Origin of the sequence: Empedobacter sp. GD03739 (assembly GCF_029843245.1) — a bacterium.
In the GTDB taxonomy this organism is placed as follows: Bacteria; Bacteroidota; Bacteroidia; order Flavobacteriales; family Weeksellaceae; genus Empedobacter; species Empedobacter falsenii_B.
Window position 1 is genome coordinate 1 of sequence record NZ_JAOCHX010000035.1, and the last position, 16459, is coordinate 16459.

The window sequence follows — 16459 nt, forward strand, 5'->3', positions numbered from 1 at the left end:
CTGCATTTATATTAATAGCTGTGCCTGTTTGAGACCCTGTACTAATATTATTAATAAAAACCATTGTAGACTTATCTACATTAAGCATCGATTGTGCTCTCTCTCTATCAACTCTTGGAATTAAAACACCTTCTACAGTTTCTAAAGTTCCTGTTGAATTAACTGCTGTAACATCTAATGTCGCTTTAGGATCATTAGTACCAATCCCTACTTGAGCTAAAACAAATACTGAAGGTGCAGCAAATGCTATAGCAAGTAAAATTTTTTTCATAAATTTTTTATTAACCAATATTTACAAAGTTATAGAAAATAAAAAATACAATAACCTAAAATAAAAAATAATGCATTTTATTTAATGTTACAAAAAATAAATAGCTTTAGTTTATTAAAATACTAATTATATGCTTATTTTTTATATAATTAATATTGAATAAAAATATAATTATCCTGAATTATTTTTTTAGATTAAATAGAATTTTAGACAAATTAAAATAGAGATAACATAAACTTCTATTTACAGAACCTCTCTTTATTAACTTTAAATTGGAAATAACAGATTAGTTCCTATGATATAGTAAGTAGGATCATGACTTGAACAAGTTTCTATTTGTACTTTAGCTCAGTACAAATTATTGTCAATCAAATTAAAAGTTTCTAATTATTTCATCTTTTTATAAACAGTGATTAAATATAAAAACTACCTCAACTAAGTAAAGAGAACATTATATATTGATATTTAATTTTCTTGAAATTCCTTTCAAAATATTTAATGACAACTTCATCTTTTCATTTTTAAAATAGTATTTTGCATAGATGAATATTTTCTCTTATCATATCGCAAAGCTTAGCTATTTTCAAGCCTTTAAATTAATGCTTTTCCCTTTGAAAACAAATAAAATAAATGGTTTGAGACATTAACTTCCTTCTGCCAAAACCTGTATCAAAGCTGTTTTTCCTTTACCAAAAGGCAATGCAACGGTAATTATGAAACCAAGTGTTGGTCTTGAAAATGAATTGATTTTAGATTCAAGCGGAAAACAATTTGGCGATGCTGGTTTCTACTTTTTATTGAATGATGCTAAGCACAATTATTGGGCACAATTTATTTCTTCGTTTACCGATCAATTAATTGTAAAAGAAAAAGATAATCATTTACAAGCAATTCAAACTCTAAAACTTTGGGGATGTAAAGTTTCACAATTTACATATCGCATTCAGAAGAAAACCAAATAAAACGATTTCTTCACATGACTTTACAAATAGTTTTAATTAGCTTTATAAAATGAATCATTCAGAACTATTTTACAAAGTTGATATCGTTGTGATTAGAAGCCGTTCAATTATTAGACGAAATCTCAAAAGCTACCTATACAACATAGGTAAAAAGAAGATCATTCGATTTTAGAAATAACAAATTCACCGAAGAATTAGGACAAGAAGCCGTAGCAATTGTAGATAAACGTGTGAGAGAAGGCTTGCCCATTCAATGGGTGCAAATAGAGCTGGTGCAGCAATTGCAAGAGAAATAATTGCTTATTTAGGTGTGTAACTTTAACATTTATTTAATCAATGCATTTAGTATTAAACATTTACACGTAAAAACCTTACTAACAAATGGATAATTTATTTGATTAAAGTCTATTAAAAATTAAATTTTTTCATTATAAATAATCAATAATTTTATGAGTTCTATGATTTTAATTAGTGGAATTCACAATCCTAACGATTATATTTGTAAAAATTTAAAATTAGTAATGACAGCAGTAATCATTATCTTTGTTATACATTGGTATGCTTCTTTATTTTTCCAAACTTTTTTTCATCACCGATATGCATCACATGCAATGTTTACGATGTCAAGAGCTTGGGAAAAAATCTTTCACGTTTTAGCGTGGATTTTTCAAGGTTCATCTTATCTAAGTCCCTATACATACGGGGTTATGCACAGACATCATCACGCGTATGCAGACACAGAAAAGGATCCACATTCGCCACAATATGATCCAAATTTCTTTGCGATGATGTGGAGAACTCGTATTGTTTACAACGAAATTGACCACGATAAAACACAAGTTTTAGAAAAATTCAAAAAAGGTGTTCCTTCTTGGCGTTCTTGGGATAGATTTGCTGGAAATAATGCTGTACGTTTAGCTTGGGTAATCATTTACATATTAATTTATGTTGCTGTTGACGCACCACTTTGGACGTATTTTGTATTCATTCCAATGCAAGTTTTAATGAGCCCACTACATGGTGTAATCATCAACTGGTTTTCGCACAAATTAGGCTACCGTAATTACGATGTTGGAGATACTTCAACAAACTTGATGCCGATTGACTGGTTAATGTGGGGAGAATGTTTGCATAACAATCACCATAAATTTGGTGGACGTCCTAATTTCGCTGTTAAGAAATGGGAATTCGATCCAATGTATCCATGCATTTGGGCAATGAATAAACTGAATATCATTCAGTTCAAAAAAGGTAAATTAGACACCGATTATATGTAAAATGAAAGCGATTCAATAAATTGAATCGCTTTTTTTATTTCTTTTGATAAACGATACTTTCTATATATTTCTTAAAAAAGAATTTGTGTTCGACGATTTCAAAATACGACGTAAAACTTTGTTTCATTTTAGGTAACTGAGAAATATCCAAACCAATAACAATTCTAAAAAAGCTCAACATCACATTCGTCACACTTTTTTGCCAACCTTTCTGATTTTGTACAAAATCAACATAAAACCACAAACCTCCTACTTTCAAATACGAATTTATTTGGCTAAATAATTCTTCAGCTTTGGGTTGATTAAAATGATCGAACAAAAAAGTAGTCATCACCACATCATATTTTTTATCCGTTTCGAAATCAAAAATATCTGCAACAATAAAATTGATGTTTAAATGTGACGTTTTTTCTTTTTGGGCTAAATCAATCATTTTCGAAGAAAAATCAACATAATCGATGTCCAATTTTAGATTTAACTTTTCTATTTCAGCGATAAATTTCCCCGCTCCTCCTCCAACCCACAAGATTTTATCATTCTCTTTCAAATGTTTCAAAATCACAAAATGAGCCTGATGTTGACGATTCAAAAAAATCAACTGACTCAACGAATGATAATATGGCGCGATAAAATTGTAGTTCATTATTCGAATAAAATTACGCTTAAAATTCCACAAATTGCTTTCAACAAAATCATTCCATCAATCGCAATTAAATAATATAAAATGGCTTTTGGACGATTGAGTTTAAAAGCAAAAATAGCCAAACAAACAATCGGAATTAACATAAACAAAATGCGGTGAAGCGGTAATCCATACCATATTCCGAAGATTACAAAACTTAAAAATCCTAGAAATATTAAGGGCAAAATAATGCGGTTTAACGTAAAATGATAACCATATTTTACAACAAAAGTTTTTAAATTTCGGTTACTGTCATCTTCATAATCTTTCAAATCAAACAAAATAGCATTCACAACACAATACATGAAGGTTTGAGAAAATAGAAAATAGAATTTTGCATCTATGACATAATGTGTTTCATTCTTCAACATCAAAAATAAAACTGGTAAAAAAACGGTTGTAATTGCCCAAGTCCAGCTAATTAAAAACGGTTTTAACAACATTGTTCTACGTAACGAAATTCCGAATTTAAAATCATAGTATCCAAAGGATAAAATTGCTGTAAAAAATAAGACAGCCAACCATTTCCAAGTTAATATTTCGTAATTCGGTAAACAATTTAGTGCTAAAATAATTCCAGAAACTAAAGCGATTACGGCTAAAATAGCGGTATAAATACAAACAGATTTACGATGAGTAATGTAAAACTGAGTTCTTGGATTACTTGATGATTTTAAAGATTTTGGAATTCTGTAGGCATACAAATAAAACAATACGGTAATGGTGCTAATAAAAGCGTAATACGCAATTGAATTAAACGGTAAACCAATTTTGATATTCGTCTCTATATTGAGCACGATAGAAAGTAGAATTAAAAAAAAATTGGAAAAAAAAATGTTTACGATAAATCGACTAATCACTTTTTTTTCCATTTTCTTAACCTCTTAAATTTTGAAAAATTCTAGAATGACATTTTTATACGTTTCACCAATCGGAATTTCTTCGTCTTTCAAATATAAGACTTTATTTTGAATTGATTTCACTTTTTTTATCGAAACGATATAAGATCGATGAACTCGGACAAAAAGTTGATCGGGCAGTTTTTCTAAGATAGATTTCATCGATATTCGAGCAGTAATTCGTTTTCCGTTTGCGAGATGAATTTTTACATAATCGTCCAAACCTTCAATAAAATCAATTTCATCGTAGGCAATTTTATTCAATTTATAATCGGCTCTAATCGTCAAAAACTCTTTATCTTCATTCAGTTTTTTATCCACCAAAATCAACACCGCTTTGTTCACCGCTTCTTCAAATCTATCGTAATCTATCGGCTTCAACAAATAATCAATCGCCGCAACATTAAAGCCATCAACCGCATATTCCGCAAAAGCTGTGGTAAAAATAACGGGAATTTTCTTCTCCATATTTTTGTAAAATTCCATTCCATTTGTACGCGAAATTTGAATATCCAAAAACATCAAATCGATTGGAAATTGATTGATATATTTCTGCGCATCTTTCAAATTGGAAAAGGTTTTTACTAACTCAACATGTTCATTTCTCGAACAATAATTTTCGATTACCATCAATGCCAACGGCTCATCATCTATTGCAATTACTTTAATCATTCAAGAAAATTTTTAGTTCAACAATAAATTTAGATAAATCATTATGAATAGCTAATTTATAATGGTTTGTATAAAAATAATCTAATCTCTTTTTCGTATTTTTCAAACCAATTTCACTTTTTTCTGTTTCAGGATTTACCTCTTTCGAAATGGTATTTTCTACGTTCAAAAATAATGTTTGTTGCTCAACTTTTATCGAAATAATAACAGGTTCCGAAGCTTCATCAATCACACCATATTTGAATGCATTTTCGATAAAATTAATTAAAATTAATGGAGAAATTCTTAAATCTGCAGAATTTCCTTCGACCTCAAAAATAACAGATTCTTTGTTCGTTAATCTCAATTTTTGCAACTCAATATAATTCTTTATATAATCTAAATCTTGTTGCAAAGGCACAAAATCTTTGGAAGAATCTGAAACTACAAATCGCATCATTTTGGATAATTTCATCACCGCATCCGAAGCAGAATCTGACTTTTGAAGCGTTAAAGCATAAATATTATTCAACGTATTGAACAAAAAATGTGGATTGATTTGTGCTCTTAAATAAGCAATTTCAGACAATTGTTTTTCATTTTTCATTTCCTGAAAACGTTTATTTTGTCGAATAAAAAGCGAAACAATCGCCATCATCGAAAACATAATAATTTTCGGGCTCCACATCATAAAATTACGAGGCGGTTTTCGAGACTCAAAACGATTAAAAGGCGGAATTTTTGGTGGAACTTTGTTAAAATGAAACGCAAATTCTGGAACTTTATACACCACAAAAAAGAAAATGATGAGAATAACGATGTAGAAAAAATAACGTTTCTGAAAATATAATTTTGGAATTAACACGAAATAATTCACCAAAAAGAACACTAACAATAAGATATTTTCAAAAAGCATTCGCTTGAAAAAACCTGTTTTGAAAATAGATTGATCGCTCGAAAAATTTGGCGCAGCAATAAATGGAATCAACAGAAAAATAATTGAAACTATACTGAAAATAACGATTTCTCTCTTTGTAATTTTTACTTTATTCATCTTGTAATTCAATTGAAACAATAGAAAAATGTTGTCTATTTGGAATCATCAACGTTTTTATATTTTCATTTAACTCTTCATCCAAAGAAATTAAATAATGATTGTTAACCTCTCCAAAATAAAAATATTATTTGGTATAAAACGTAAGCGCAACCTTGTGATTTGCGTGATTTTGATTAGAAGAATTTATAACATCCAACTCGAAATCTACAAAATTAAGGTAGATTTTGTTCAAATTATCTGTGATTTGATACAAATTTCCTTCCAATTGTTCGATATACGGAATAGTCGCCATTCCTACCAAATAATGCAATTGCTCTGCTTTTTTATTTTGGCGCAACAATTCTCGAAAAGTTTCTACTTTATGCATTTCTTGTTGAAAAAGTTGCTCTTGCAAATAATACTCTTTGTACGTCGCATGAAAAACATATTTCTCCCAAATTGACGTTGTCGAAGCATCAATCACTAAACGATAAGCAAACTGAACTTTTTTAATTGTTTTCATCTTTTGGTTTTCTATCAAAAGGAGGCATTCCATCTGGAGGTGGAGGAATTCCTGGCCCTCCGCCCGTCGGCTCTTTTGCTTTCTCTATATTTTCTGTAGAAATTACAATATCTGCCTCAATTGTATATCCTTTTTCTAAACTTCCGCTCACTTTTGCCAATTGATTTCCGTCTGTATCATCCGAAAAGACATTGTCATTCGCATTGTACGTATAACCTGTCAAACCTTTTGTATAACCATATTTTTTGGCTGAATTTACAATTTCTACAACAGAATTTTCACCTTCTGGAAAAGCAATTTGCGTTACTTTTATCGAAACGCCATTTGCATTGTAAATGTGCACATGGATATGCGTTGCACGACTTTCGTACCAACCTGGGAAAATAGAATTGAATTCAACATTTCCATTTTCATCAGTTACTTGTCTACCTCTCAAAAATTTATACGATTTATAATCGATTGGTTGCATACGCATTCCGCCATATTGTGAATAATTTCCATCTTTATCACAATGCCAAATATCAACAATCGCGCCTATTAAGGGTTGACAACTTTCATCAACATTGGTTACATTAATTTTGATTGTCACCTCTACTCCTGTTCGATCACCTTTTATATTTTTAGATAAAAAATCTTCTGGCTTTTTTGTAGGAAATGGACCTTCTGTTTCAGAGGCCCATAGTTCACAATCATTTACAACATTAGAGTCTTTGCAACTCATCAACACTTTTGGAACAATTAAACTTGCGCCCAATAAACCCAAACTATTTTTTATAAAATCTTTTCTTTCCATTTTGTAATGTATTTTTAGTATTAGTAATCAATCACCATTAACAAAGAATTTTCGCTCAACGATTCAAATTCTACGTGTTCATCTGACTTAATTTCCAATAAATCTCTGGATTCGATTAAACGATTATGAATCTCAAAAATTCCTGTTAACGAAATAATTAACCAATTTCTTTCAACTTTTTTCATTGGTATTTCTGATTCTCTTCTCAAATCAAATTTTCCTAAAAAAACATTAAACAAATCATGGCGAATAATTTTCTCTAAACGATTCTCTCTATCCAAATCAATTGGAACAATCATTTTAGCAATTTGCTGTTTTTCTTTTACCAAAAATAACGAATAGAAATACGAATAATCGTTGCTGTATTCACCTTCGACATCGATAATGGTTCCTTTGTCTAAATAATAAATAAACGATTGATTGACTTCAATTTTCCAATTAAAACCATTCATGTTCAAACGAATATTATTCATCAAAGGCAACAAAATCAAATAACCACTTTCCTTGATTACTTTTTGATAAGTACCTTGACCATTCACAGCAACATCATCAATAAAAGCAAAATCAGAAATAGAATTATCATCATTTAACGCATTAATTCTGATATATTTATTCTCAAATAAATTTCGATTCTCAGCTTTACACAACTTTATCATACTTCATATTATCTTGAAACAAATATAATTTATCATCTTAATTCGACTAAATTTTAGAGGTTAACCCAAGATTTTTGTAGGTTAATTGAATTATGATTCGATTTTATTTATCTTTAGCAATAGAATTTATACGATCAAACACAACAAAAATGATAAACAAAAAAGTAAACAGCATCGAAGAAGCACTGCAAGGTGTAGAAAGCGGAATGACGCTGGCTGTTGGAGGCTTTGGACTTTCTGGAATTCCTGAAAATCTTATTCAAGGTTTAGTGGACAAAAAAATCAATAATCTTACGTGTATCAGTAATAATGCTGGTGTAGATGATTTTGGTTTGGGATTATTATTACAAGGACGACAAATCAAAAAAATGATTTCTTCTTATGTTGGAGAAAATGCAGAATTTGAACGTCAAATGCTTTCAGGTGAATTAGAGGTTGAATTGATTCCGCAAGGAACTTTAGCTACTCGCTTAATGGCTGCTGGTTATGGAATGCCTGCAATTTTTACGCCTGCTGGAGTTGGAACTGAAGTCGCTGAAGGAAAAGAAATCAGAAAATTTACCTTTCACGGAATCGAAAAAGAATATTTGTTAGAATATGCTTTCGAGCCTGATTTTGCAATTGTAAAAGCGTGGAAAGGTGATACAGCGGGGAATTTAGTTTTCCGTGGTGCAACAGCAAATTTCAATCATCCAGCTGCTATGTGTGGAAAAATTACGATTGCCGAAGTGGAAGAATTGGTAGAAATTGGAGAATTAGATCCAAATCAAATTCATACGCCTGGCGTTTATGTCAATCGAATTATTCAAGGTGCGAAATACGAGAAACGTATCGAAAATAGAACTGTTCAACCTAAATCATAAAAGAAAATGTTAGATAAAAATGGTATTGCAAAACGTATTGCAAAAGAAGTACAAGACGGATTTTATGTGAATTTAGGTATCGGAATTCCAACGTTGGTTGCTAATTATATTCCCGAAAATGTAAATGTTGTTTTACAATCAGAAAATGGATTATTAGGAATGGGACCTTTCCCTATCGATGGTGAAGAAGATCCTGATTTTATCAATGCGGGTAAACAAACGATTACAACTTTACCAGGTTCAGCTTTCTTTGATTCGACGATGAGTTTCGGAATGATTCGCGCACGAAAAATCAATTTAACAATTCTTGGCGCAATGGAAGTTTCGGAGAATGGAGACATTGCCAACTGGAAAATTCCTGGAAAAATGGTAAAAGGAATGGGCGGTGCAATGGATTTAGTAGCTTCGGCTGATAATATTATTGTAGCCATGCAACATGTGAACAAAGCAGGAGAATCTAAACTTCTAAAAGAATGTACACTTCCTTTAACAGGAATAAAATGTGTCAAAAAAATTGTTACTGAATTAGCTGTTTTAGAAGTTTTACCAGAAGGTGGTTTCAAATTATTAGAGCGAGCACCAGGAATTTCTGTGGAAGACATCAAAAATGCAACTGAAGGAAAATTAATTATTGAAGGAGAAATTCCCGAAATGATTTTATAAAAAATAAAGATTCGAAAGGAAAGTTAAAAAGCTTTCCTTTTTTTATGCTCGATTTGTTTAACTTTATTCAAATTAATACTTAAAAATCGATGCAAACAAAATTAGTAATCGCTCTACTTTCACTCAATTCTCTTGCTTTTGCGCAGCAACAGAATTTAGTAAAATATGTCAATCCCATGATTGGAACAGAAAAAATGGGACATACTTTCCCTGGCGCAACTGTTCCTTTTGGCGCTGTTCAATTAAGCCCAGAAACAGATTCTATTCCTTATGCTATCAACCACAAATACAATCCAAAAGTTTATGATTATTGTGCGGGTTATCGTTTTGAAGATAAAACAATAACTGGATTTAGTCATACACATTTTAATGGAACAGGACATTCTGATTTGGGTGATTTCTTAATTATGCCAACCGTTGGAAAATTAAAATTAAATCCCGGAACTGCTCAAAATCCTGATAGCGGTTATCGTTCTCGATTTTCGCATCAAAACGAAACTGCCGAAACTGGATATTACAAAGTCAAATTGGATGATTATAATATTTGGGCAGAAATGACCGCTTCTACTCGAGTTGGTTTTCATCAATATACATTTCCAAAATCGATTGATTCACATATTATTTTGGATTTGAATGCTGGAATTTATAATTATGATGACAAAAATACATGGACGTATGTTCGCGTGGTGAATGACACATTGATTACGGGTTATAGACAAACACGAGGTTGGGCAAGAAATAGAACGGTTTATTTTGCGATGACTTTTTCAAAACCATTTAAAAATTATGGACAAAAAAATGAAGACGGACAAGTTGATTACAAAGGTTTTTGGCGTAAATGGAACGAAACTCAGAATTTTCCATTAATCGAAGGAAAAAAGATCAAAATGTATTTCGATTTTGATACAGAAAAAGATGAAAAAGTAAAAATCAAATTTGCGATTTCTCCAGTCAGTCAAACCAATGCGTTAGAAAATCTGACAACAGAAATTCCACATTGGAATTTTGAACAAGTGCGTAACGAAGCAAAAGAAAATTGGAACAAGGAATTGAATCGAATTCAGATTAAAGCTTCAGAAAATGATAAAATAAATTTCTATACAGCGATGTATCATACCTTCATCAATCCGACAACTTATATGGATGTGAATGGGCAGTACAAAGGTTTGGATCAAGAAATTCATCAAGCCAAAGATTTTACAAATTACACCACTTTTTCACTTTGGGATACCTATCGTGCACTGCATCCGTTGTTCAATATCATTCAACCAAAACGCAACAATGACATGGTAAAATCGATGATGAAACATTATGAGCAAAATCCAATAAAAATGTTGCCAATTTGGTCGCATTATGCCAACGAAAACTGGTGTATGAGCGGCTATCATTCTGTTACAGTTGTTGCAGATGCGATTGTAAAAGGTGTTTATAACGAAGATGCAAATGCTGCTTTGGACGCGTGTATTGTTACGGCAAATAAACGTGATTATGAAGGAATTGGCGATTATATCGACAAAGGTTATATTCCAGCTGAGAAAAATGGTACATCAATTTCGAATACGTTAGAATATGCTTTCGATGATTGGTCGATTGCGCAAGCTGCAAAAAAATTGAATCGAATGGATGTATATGAAACATTTATGAAGCGTTCTGAGAATTGGAAAAATAATTATGATGTTTCGATTGGATTTATGCGTCCTCGATTAGCGGATGGAAGTTTCAAGAAAGAATTTGATCCATTGAATACACATGGACAAGGTTTTATTGAAGGAAATTCGTGGAATTTTAGCTTTTTTGTTCCTCAAAATCCAAATGGATTAATTGAAGCAATGGGTGGAAAAAAGAAGTTTGGAGCAAAATTGGACAAATTATTTACGATGCATTTGCCTGACGAATATTTTGCGGAGACAGAAGACATTACGCGTGAAGGAATAATTGGTGGTTATGTTCATGGAAATGAGCCGGCACACCATGTTGCGTATTTGTATAATTGGGCGGGACAAGCGTGGAAAACACAAGAAAAAATCAGAATGATTTTGGAAATGCAATATAAACCTACACCTGATGGTTTGGGCGGAAATGATGATACTGGACAAATGAGTGCGTGGTATATTTTTAGTGCTTTAGGTTTTTATCCTGTTCAGCAAGGATCGACAGATTACACAATTGGGAGTCCTTTGGTAGATCATGCTAAATTGAATTTAGAGAATGGAAAACAATTTGAAATTGAAGTGAAAAATCAATCGAAGAAGAATGTTTACATCCAAAAAATAGAACTTAATGGAAAGTCTTACTCTTCGTTCAATTTAAATCATTTTGATATTGTGAATGGTGGAAAAATCATTTTTTATATGAGTGACAAACCTAAAAAATAAACGTTAAATATTTTATAATTAAATAAATAAGTTTGACTACTTGAAGAATAATGATTAATTTGAATCAAATTAAAAACCTAAAAAATGGCTAAAAAGGCAAAAAAAGAAGAAAATCATTTACAAGTTTTAGTGGATAAATTAAAAGATCCAAAACATAAACAATTAGTTCAAACGAATCGTTTAAAGAAAAAACGTCGCAATAACGCAAAAAATTAAGCATAAAAAAACCTCCAAAATTTGGAGGTTTTTGCTTTTTAATATTTTATAAAATTCCCATCAATTCTACTTCAAAAATCATGGTAGAATATGGTCCTAATTCTTTTGAAATTTCGCGATCTTTATAACCAATTTCTGGTTTTACAACAAATCTAAATTTACTTCCAACTGGCATTAATTGTACTCCTTCCGCCCAACCTTTTATTACATTTTCCAAAGGAAAAGCGGCTGGCTTCTTACGTTGAACCGAGCTATCAAAAACTTCACCTTTGATATTTGTTCCATGATAATGACACAAAACGGTATCGGATAAAGTTGGCTTCACTCCTTCGCCCAATGTGATTATTTCGTACAATAATCCACTTTCAGTTTCGGTTACACCTTCTTTCAATTTATATTCTTCTCGAAAAGCTAAACCTTCAGTTTTATTCTTTTCAATCAATTCTTGTTTGCGTTTTAGTAATAATTCAGCTACTCCCATACCACAAATTTAAAAGGAATATTTTTAATTATAGCATATTAATCATTTCTACAAATTAGTTTACTTTTAATGAAATTATACAACTAAATGAAAAAGATAATATTTTCGTTACTTTTTACTATTATTTCAATTGTAATTTTCGGGCAGAATATCGTAAAAGAAATACCATTTCGATTAACAAAATACAACAATATTTTAGTACCAGTTATTATCAATCAAAAAGATACGGTGCAATTGATGTTACATACAGGCTCTGATTATATTACAATTATTGAAGATTCGTATAAAAAAATGAAATCTATTTCGATTTCTGATACCTTAAACAATGTGACATCTTGGGCTGGATATTCGGATATGAAAATGAGTCAAAGCAATGTAATTAAATTTGGTAATGAAGAGTTCAGCAAAATTCCAATTTTTATTGACAAACAATCTGGACATGAGAGTGATGGAAAAATTGGTTTGAAATTTTTTGAAGGAAAATATTTCGAAATCAATTTTGATGAAAACAAGTTATATGTCTATGATAAAGCTCCTACCAAACTAAAAAAGTATACAAAATTAAATTCGAGATATTCTCAAGAAACACTGTATATAAAAGCTTTTCCATTTATTGACAAAAAACCGATTGAAACAGAATTTATGATTCACACAGGTTTTTCTGGTGCATTGATGATTTCAGATGATTTTGTAAAAGAATATAAATTATTAGAAAAATTTGAAATTATTGGAGAATCAAAACTAAATGATGCTGCTGGTAATGTAATACTTTCCAAAAAATCAATTTTACCTAATTTCGAATTGGCAAATCAAACATTCAAAAATGTACCAATGTCATTTTTTGATAGTACAATAAAAATTCAACACAAAAATATTATGGGTGGCGATTTGATTAAACGTTTCAATCTAATTCTCAATCCAGAAAAAGATATTTTATATGTAAAGAAAAGTAAATATTATAAAGACGAGTATTTTAAATTATAAAAAAAATCCACTTCATTTTGAAGTGGATTTTTTTATAAACTATATTGTATTCTTATTTTGCTTTGAATTTGTTAATCGCGTTAATCGTAAATTCTGATAAAACTAATTCACCCGAAATTTTTGCACGCTCGATTAATAACTCATCCCAATTTTCTGTTCCTTCCCAAGAAACACGTTTCAAATGTTTCATTGCTTCTGGATTTGAATTAGCTAATTTTTTAGCTAAAATATCGATGCCTTCATCCATTTCAACTGCATTTGCATAAACTTCTGCATACAAACCTTTTTCTTTCGCCCATTCAGCCGACTGAAATTCAGTTGCATTAATCGCCATTTGTGTAAAAGCAGAATTTCCAACTTTACGTTCTACAGCAGGTCCAACTACAAACGGTCCGATACCAACTGCTAATTCTGATAACTTTACAGACGCAAATTCTGTTGCAAAAGTATAATCTGCTGCCGAAGCAATTCCAACTCCACCTCCGACTGCTTTACCTTGAATACGTGCTAAAACAAATTTTGGTGCTTTGCGAATTGCGTTGATAACATGTGCAAATCCTGAGAAAAATTCTAGACCAGTTTCACGATCTTTGATTGAAATTAATTCGTCAAAAGATGCACCAGCACAGAATGTTCTATCTCCAGCACTTTTTAAAACAATAACTTTTACTTCGTCATCGTTTCCTAATTTTTCAATTTCTGTTGCTAAATTTCTTAATTGAGAACCTGGCATTGAATTACTTTGCGGGTGAAAGAATTCAATTGTACCAATTCCATTTTGTATATCTGATTTTACGTATGCTTCCATATCTAATTTGATAATTTTTTTTAATGTGGTAATGAGCAAATTTAACTAATAAATTATTCATTATATGTTTAATTGTTTGAATCAAAACAATTAATAATTTGAGATGCTTCGACATGCTCAGCATGACAAATATTTCACGTAATTTTTCAATTTGAAAATGATTCTAAATCATCTTCTCATTAACAAATTACCACATTCTCACATTATATTAATCTTGATTTAATTTTTTAACCATCGTTAAGATAGTTGCGATTCCAACAGTTTCACCTGTTTCATCGTAAATATCTACTAACCAACGAACAATTCCTTTTGCAATATCGTTTTCGTCTTTTTTCTCTTGATCGATTTTCTCTTTACAAGTAAAACGCACTCCAATTGTAGAACCTGGATATACAGGCTTCACAAAACGACATTCATCTAAACCATAGTTTAATAAAACTGGACCTTTTTTCGCTAAAACAAATAAACCTGCCGCTTTAGACAATAAATAGTATCCGTGAGCAACATTACGCTCAAAAATAGTTCCTTCTAAAGAAGTTGCGTCAACATGTGCATAGAAATTATCCCCAGATAAATCTGCAAATGCATTAATATCTGATTGTTGAATCGTATGTTTTGCTGTGATTAATGTATCACCAACTTTAACTTCTTCGAAATGCTTCGCGAATGGATGTTTATCTTCTTCGATATAATTTGCTCCATATTGGTATTGTTGAGTAACAGCTGTTAGTTTATTTGGAGAACCCTGGATTGCTGTACGTTGCATATAGTGTAATACACCACGCTTACCTCCCATTTCTTCTCCTCCACCTGCACGACCTGGACCTCCGTGTACTAATAATGGAAGTGGTGATCCGTGACCTGTAGACTCTTTGATACATTCTGCATCCAAAATAACGATACGTCCGTGTAAAGAACCTGCATTCAATACAAATTCTGTTGCGATATCATTATCCGCAGTAACAATCGAACAAACTAACGATCCTTTCCCCATACGAACTAACTCAATTGCTTCGGCAGTTCCGTTGTAAGGAATAATCGTAGAAACTGGTCCAAAAGCTTCGATATTGTGAACGTCCGTTTTATTGAATGGATCGTTGTTGAAGAATAAAATTGGAGAAATAAAAGAACCTTTGTTTTTATCAGCACCTTTTACTTCGAAATTATCTAAGTTTCCAAAAATAATTTCTTGTGTTTTAGCTAATTCTTCTACTTTCTCACGAACTTCTTTTACTTGCGCTGCTCCCGCTAAAGCTCCCATACGAACACCTTCCACATTTGGATCTCCAATTGTAGTCGTTGCTAAACGTTGTCCTAAAGCGATTTGAACATCCTCAACCAAATGAGCTGGCACCAATGCACGACGAACCGCTGTACATTTTTGTCCTGCTTTAGTTGTCATTTCACGTGTAACCTCTTTAATGAAAATATCAAATTCTGGTGAGCCAACTTGTACATCTTCTCCTAAAACACAAGCGTTTAAAGAATCTGCTTCTAAGTTGAATGGAACACCTTCTGAAGTAATTCTTGGATGTGCTTTTAACATTTGTCCTGTCCAAGCAGAACCTGTAAATGTTACAACATCTTCTGACTCTACATTATCTAAAATTCCGTTTGCTGAACCTGTGATTAATTGTAAAGCACCGTCAGGTAAAATTCCAGATTCAATGATTGCACGAACAACAGTTTCCGTTAAGAAAGAAGTAATTGTCGCAGGTTTTACAATAGCTGGAACTCCAGCCAATAAATTAACCGCAACTTTTTCTAACATTCCCCAAACTGGGAAATTGAATGCATTGATATGAATTGCAACACCTCGTTTTGGTGTTAAAATATGTGTACCTAAGAATGTTCCGTTTTTAGAGATTTTATGCGTTTCTCCTTCAACATAAAATGGTTGATCTCCGAATTGACGTCGTAAAGATGCATTGGCAAATAAGTTTCCAATTCCTCCTTCAATATCAACCCAAGAATCTGCACGAGTCGCACCTGTTGCCCAAGAAACCGTGTAAAATTCTTCTTTACGATCCATTAAGTATAAGGCTAATTTTTTCAACATTAAACCTCTTTCTTGGAACGTCATTTTACGTAAAACTGGTCCACCAACTGTACGTGCATAATCCATCATCGCACTGAAATCTAATCCAGCTGATGATGCAGTTCCTATTTCTTCGCCATTGATGGCGTTATATAACATTTGCCCTTCAGACGAACCTTTTGTCCATTGTCCTAAAGCATAATTTTCTAATTGTTTAGCCATTTTTATGTTGTTTGTGTATTTTTTTAGTTATAAGTCGTAAGTATTAAGTTATAAGTTTT

The 16459-nt window shown here is 31.6% G+C and carries 17 protein-coding genes and 1 pseudogene; 7 read left to right on the top strand and 11 right to left on the bottom strand.

Annotation, left to right across the window (positions count from 1 at the left end):
- Nucleotides 1-271, bottom strand: a pseudogene (locus N5E64_RS11470) (hypothetical protein); the annotation flags it as partial.
- 713 nt (nucleotides 272-984) lie between these two features.
- Here N5E64_RS11470 and N5E64_RS11475 point away from each other — a divergent pair.
- Both N5E64_RS11475 and N5E64_RS11480 read left to right on the top strand, forming a co-directional pair.
- Nucleotides 985-1233, top strand: coding sequence for a hypothetical protein (locus N5E64_RS11475; RefSeq protein WP_280037659.1), 249 nt, complete (start codon nucleotides 985-987; stop codon nucleotides 1231-1233).
- Between the two features lie 521 nt (nucleotides 1234-1754).
- The gene (locus N5E64_RS11480; RefSeq protein ID WP_038331764.1) at nucleotides 1755-2510 is read left to right on the top strand and encodes an acyl-CoA desaturase; all 756 of its coding nucleotides are present in this window, start codon (nucleotides 1755-1757) and stop codon (nucleotides 2508-2510) included.
- Nucleotides 2511-2544: 34 nt separating this feature from the next.
- Here the strand turns inward: N5E64_RS11480 and N5E64_RS11485 are convergent, their stop codons facing one another.
- The 7 genes from N5E64_RS11485 to N5E64_RS11515 all read right to left on the bottom strand — a co-directional run bounded on the left by N5E64_RS11485 (nucleotide 2545) and on the right by N5E64_RS11515 (nucleotide 7750).
- Complete coding sequence (locus N5E64_RS11485) at nucleotides 2545-3153, bottom strand: class I SAM-dependent methyltransferase (protein ID WP_115000710.1); 609 nt, start codon at nucleotides 3151-3153, stop codon at nucleotides 2545-2547.
- The gene (locus N5E64_RS11490; protein ID WP_280037660.1) at nucleotides 3153-3989 is read right to left on the bottom strand and encodes a hypothetical protein; all 837 of its coding nucleotides are present in this window, start codon (nucleotides 3987-3989) and stop codon (nucleotides 3153-3155) included. The genes N5E64_RS11485 and N5E64_RS11490 overlap by 1 nt, the downstream gene beginning before the upstream one ends.
- An 87-nt stretch (nucleotides 3990-4076) precedes the next feature.
- Nucleotides 4077-4763 carry a LytTR family DNA-binding domain-containing protein gene (locus N5E64_RS11495; RefSeq protein ID WP_280037661.1) on the bottom strand — a complete coding sequence of 229 codons (687 nt, stop codon included), beginning with the start codon at nucleotides 4761-4763 and terminating at the stop codon, nucleotides 4077-4079.
- The gene (locus N5E64_RS11500) at nucleotides 4756-5796 is read right to left on the bottom strand and encodes a sensor histidine kinase (RefSeq protein WP_280037662.1); all 1041 of its coding nucleotides are present in this window, start codon (nucleotides 5794-5796) and stop codon (nucleotides 4756-4758) included. The genes N5E64_RS11495 and N5E64_RS11500 overlap by 8 nt, the downstream gene beginning before the upstream one ends.
- Before the next feature lie 127 nt (nucleotides 5797-5923).
- On the bottom strand, nucleotides 5924-6301 hold the full coding sequence (locus N5E64_RS11505; RefSeq protein WP_280037663.1) for a hypothetical protein: 378 nt from the start codon (nucleotides 6299-6301) through the stop codon (nucleotides 5924-5926).
- Nucleotides 6288-7094 (bottom strand): intradiol ring-cleavage dioxygenase, encoded by an 807-nt coding sequence (locus N5E64_RS11510; RefSeq protein ID WP_280037664.1) that lies wholly within the window; start codon nucleotides 7092-7094, stop codon nucleotides 6288-6290. Before N5E64_RS11510 ends, N5E64_RS11505 begins: the two co-directional genes overlap by 14 nt.
- A gap of 20 nt (nucleotides 7095-7114) precedes the next feature.
- Complete coding sequence (locus tag N5E64_RS11515; RefSeq protein ID WP_125350282.1) at nucleotides 7115-7750, bottom strand: hypothetical protein; 636 nt, start codon at nucleotides 7748-7750, stop codon at nucleotides 7115-7117.
- A 149-nt stretch (nucleotides 7751-7899) separates the two neighbouring features.
- On the opposite strand from N5E64_RS11515, the gene N5E64_RS11520 reads away from it, so the two are divergent.
- From N5E64_RS11520 to N5E64_RS11535, 4 genes are all read left to right on the top strand, one after another.
- Nucleotides 7900-8613: a CoA transferase subunit A gene (locus N5E64_RS11520; protein ID WP_038331757.1), complete on the top strand. Its 714-nt coding sequence runs from the start codon at nucleotides 7900-7902 to the stop codon at nucleotides 8611-8613.
- Between the two features lie 6 nt (nucleotides 8614-8619).
- Entirely contained in the window at nucleotides 8620-9276 is a 657-nt protein-coding gene (locus N5E64_RS11525) for a 3-oxoacid CoA-transferase subunit B (protein WP_219035112.1), read from the top strand.
- Nucleotides 9277-9365: 89 nt separating this feature from the next.
- Entirely contained in the window at nucleotides 9366-11651 is a 2286-nt protein-coding gene (locus tag N5E64_RS11530; protein ID WP_280037665.1) for a GH92 family glycosyl hydrolase, read from the top strand.
- Between the two features lie 84 nt (nucleotides 11652-11735).
- Nucleotides 11736-11867 (top strand): hypothetical protein, encoded by a 132-nt coding sequence (locus N5E64_RS11535; RefSeq protein WP_257468234.1) that lies wholly within the window; start codon nucleotides 11736-11738, stop codon nucleotides 11865-11867.
- Between the two features lie 46 nt (nucleotides 11868-11913).
- Here N5E64_RS11535 and N5E64_RS11540 read toward each other — a convergent pair whose 3' ends face one another.
- On the bottom strand, nucleotides 11914-12348 hold the full coding sequence (locus N5E64_RS11540) for an FKBP-type peptidyl-prolyl cis-trans isomerase (protein WP_125350278.1): 435 nt from the start codon (nucleotides 12346-12348) through the stop codon (nucleotides 11914-11916).
- A gap of 87 nt (nucleotides 12349-12435) precedes the next feature.
- On the opposite strand from N5E64_RS11540, the gene N5E64_RS11545 reads away from it, so the two are divergent.
- On the top strand, nucleotides 12436-13332 hold the full coding sequence (locus N5E64_RS11545; protein WP_221855044.1) for a hypothetical protein: 897 nt from the start codon (nucleotides 12436-12438) through the stop codon (nucleotides 13330-13332).
- 52 nt (nucleotides 13333-13384) lie between these two features.
- On the opposite strand, the gene N5E64_RS11550 is transcribed toward N5E64_RS11545, so the two are convergent.
- Nucleotides 13385-14140, bottom strand: coding sequence for an enoyl-CoA hydratase/isomerase family protein (locus N5E64_RS11550; RefSeq protein WP_280037666.1), 756 nt, complete (start codon nucleotides 14138-14140; stop codon nucleotides 13385-13387).
- A 208-nt stretch (nucleotides 14141-14348) separates the two neighbouring features.
- Entirely contained in the window at nucleotides 14349-16400 is a 2052-nt protein-coding gene (gene paaZ, locus N5E64_RS11555) for a phenylacetic acid degradation bifunctional protein PaaZ (protein ID WP_280037667.1), read from the bottom strand.
- Nucleotides 16401-16459: the final 59 nt, after the last annotated feature.

What these genes read in the sequence shown, in the direction of transcription:
- N5E64_RS11520 (WP_038331757.1), top strand. Translation starts at nt 7,900, where the DNA reads ATGATAAACAAAAAAGTAAACAGCATCGAAGAAGCACTGCAAGGTGTA.
- N5E64_RS11515 (WP_125350282.1), bottom strand. Translation starts at nt 7,750, where the DNA reads ATGATAAAGTTGTGTAAAGCTGAGAATCGAAATTTATTTGAGAATAAA.
- N5E64_RS11500 (WP_280037662.1), bottom strand. Translation starts at nt 5,796, where the DNA reads ATGAATAAAGTAAAAATTACAAAGAGAGAAATCGTTATTTTCAGTATA.
- N5E64_RS11525 (WP_219035112.1), top strand. Translation starts at nt 8,620, where the DNA reads ATGTTAGATAAAAATGGTATTGCAAAACGTATTGCAAAAGAAGTACAA.
- N5E64_RS11535 (WP_257468234.1), top strand. Translation starts at nt 11,736, where the DNA reads ATGGCTAAAAAGGCAAAAAAAGAAGAAAATCATTTACAAGTTTTAGTG.
- N5E64_RS11550 (WP_280037666.1), bottom strand. Translation starts at nt 14,140, where the DNA reads ATGGAAGCATACGTAAAATCAGATATACAAAATGGAATTGGTACAATT.
- N5E64_RS11475 (WP_280037659.1), top strand. Translation starts at nt 985, where the DNA reads ATGAAACCAAGTGTTGGTCTTGAAAATGAATTGATTTTAGATTCAAGC.
- N5E64_RS11485 (WP_115000710.1), bottom strand. Translation starts at nt 3,153, where the DNA reads ATGAACTACAATTTTATCGCGCCATATTATCATTCGTTGAGTCAGTTG.
- paaZ (WP_280037667.1), bottom strand. Translation starts at nt 16,400, where the DNA reads ATGGCTAAACAATTAGAAAATTATGCTTTAGGACAATGGACAAAAGGT.
- N5E64_RS11480 (WP_038331764.1), top strand. Translation starts at nt 1,755, where the DNA reads ATGACAGCAGTAATCATTATCTTTGTTATACATTGGTATGCTTCTTTA.
- N5E64_RS11505 (WP_280037663.1), bottom strand. Translation starts at nt 6,301, where the DNA reads ATGAAAACAATTAAAAAAGTTCAGTTTGCTTATCGTTTAGTGATTGAT.
- N5E64_RS11495 (WP_280037661.1), bottom strand. Translation starts at nt 4,763, where the DNA reads ATGATTAAAGTAATTGCAATAGATGATGAGCCGTTGGCATTGATGGTA.
- N5E64_RS11510 (WP_280037664.1), bottom strand. Translation starts at nt 7,094, where the DNA reads ATGGAAAGAAAAGATTTTATAAAAAATAGTTTGGGTTTATTGGGCGCA.
- N5E64_RS11540 (WP_125350278.1), bottom strand. Translation starts at nt 12,348, where the DNA reads ATGGGAGTAGCTGAATTATTACTAAAACGCAAACAAGAATTGATTGAA.
- N5E64_RS11530 (WP_280037665.1), top strand. Translation starts at nt 9,366, where the DNA reads ATGCAAACAAAATTAGTAATCGCTCTACTTTCACTCAATTCTCTTGCT.
- N5E64_RS11545 (WP_221855044.1), top strand. Translation starts at nt 12,436, where the DNA reads ATGAAAAAGATAATATTTTCGTTACTTTTTACTATTATTTCAATTGTA.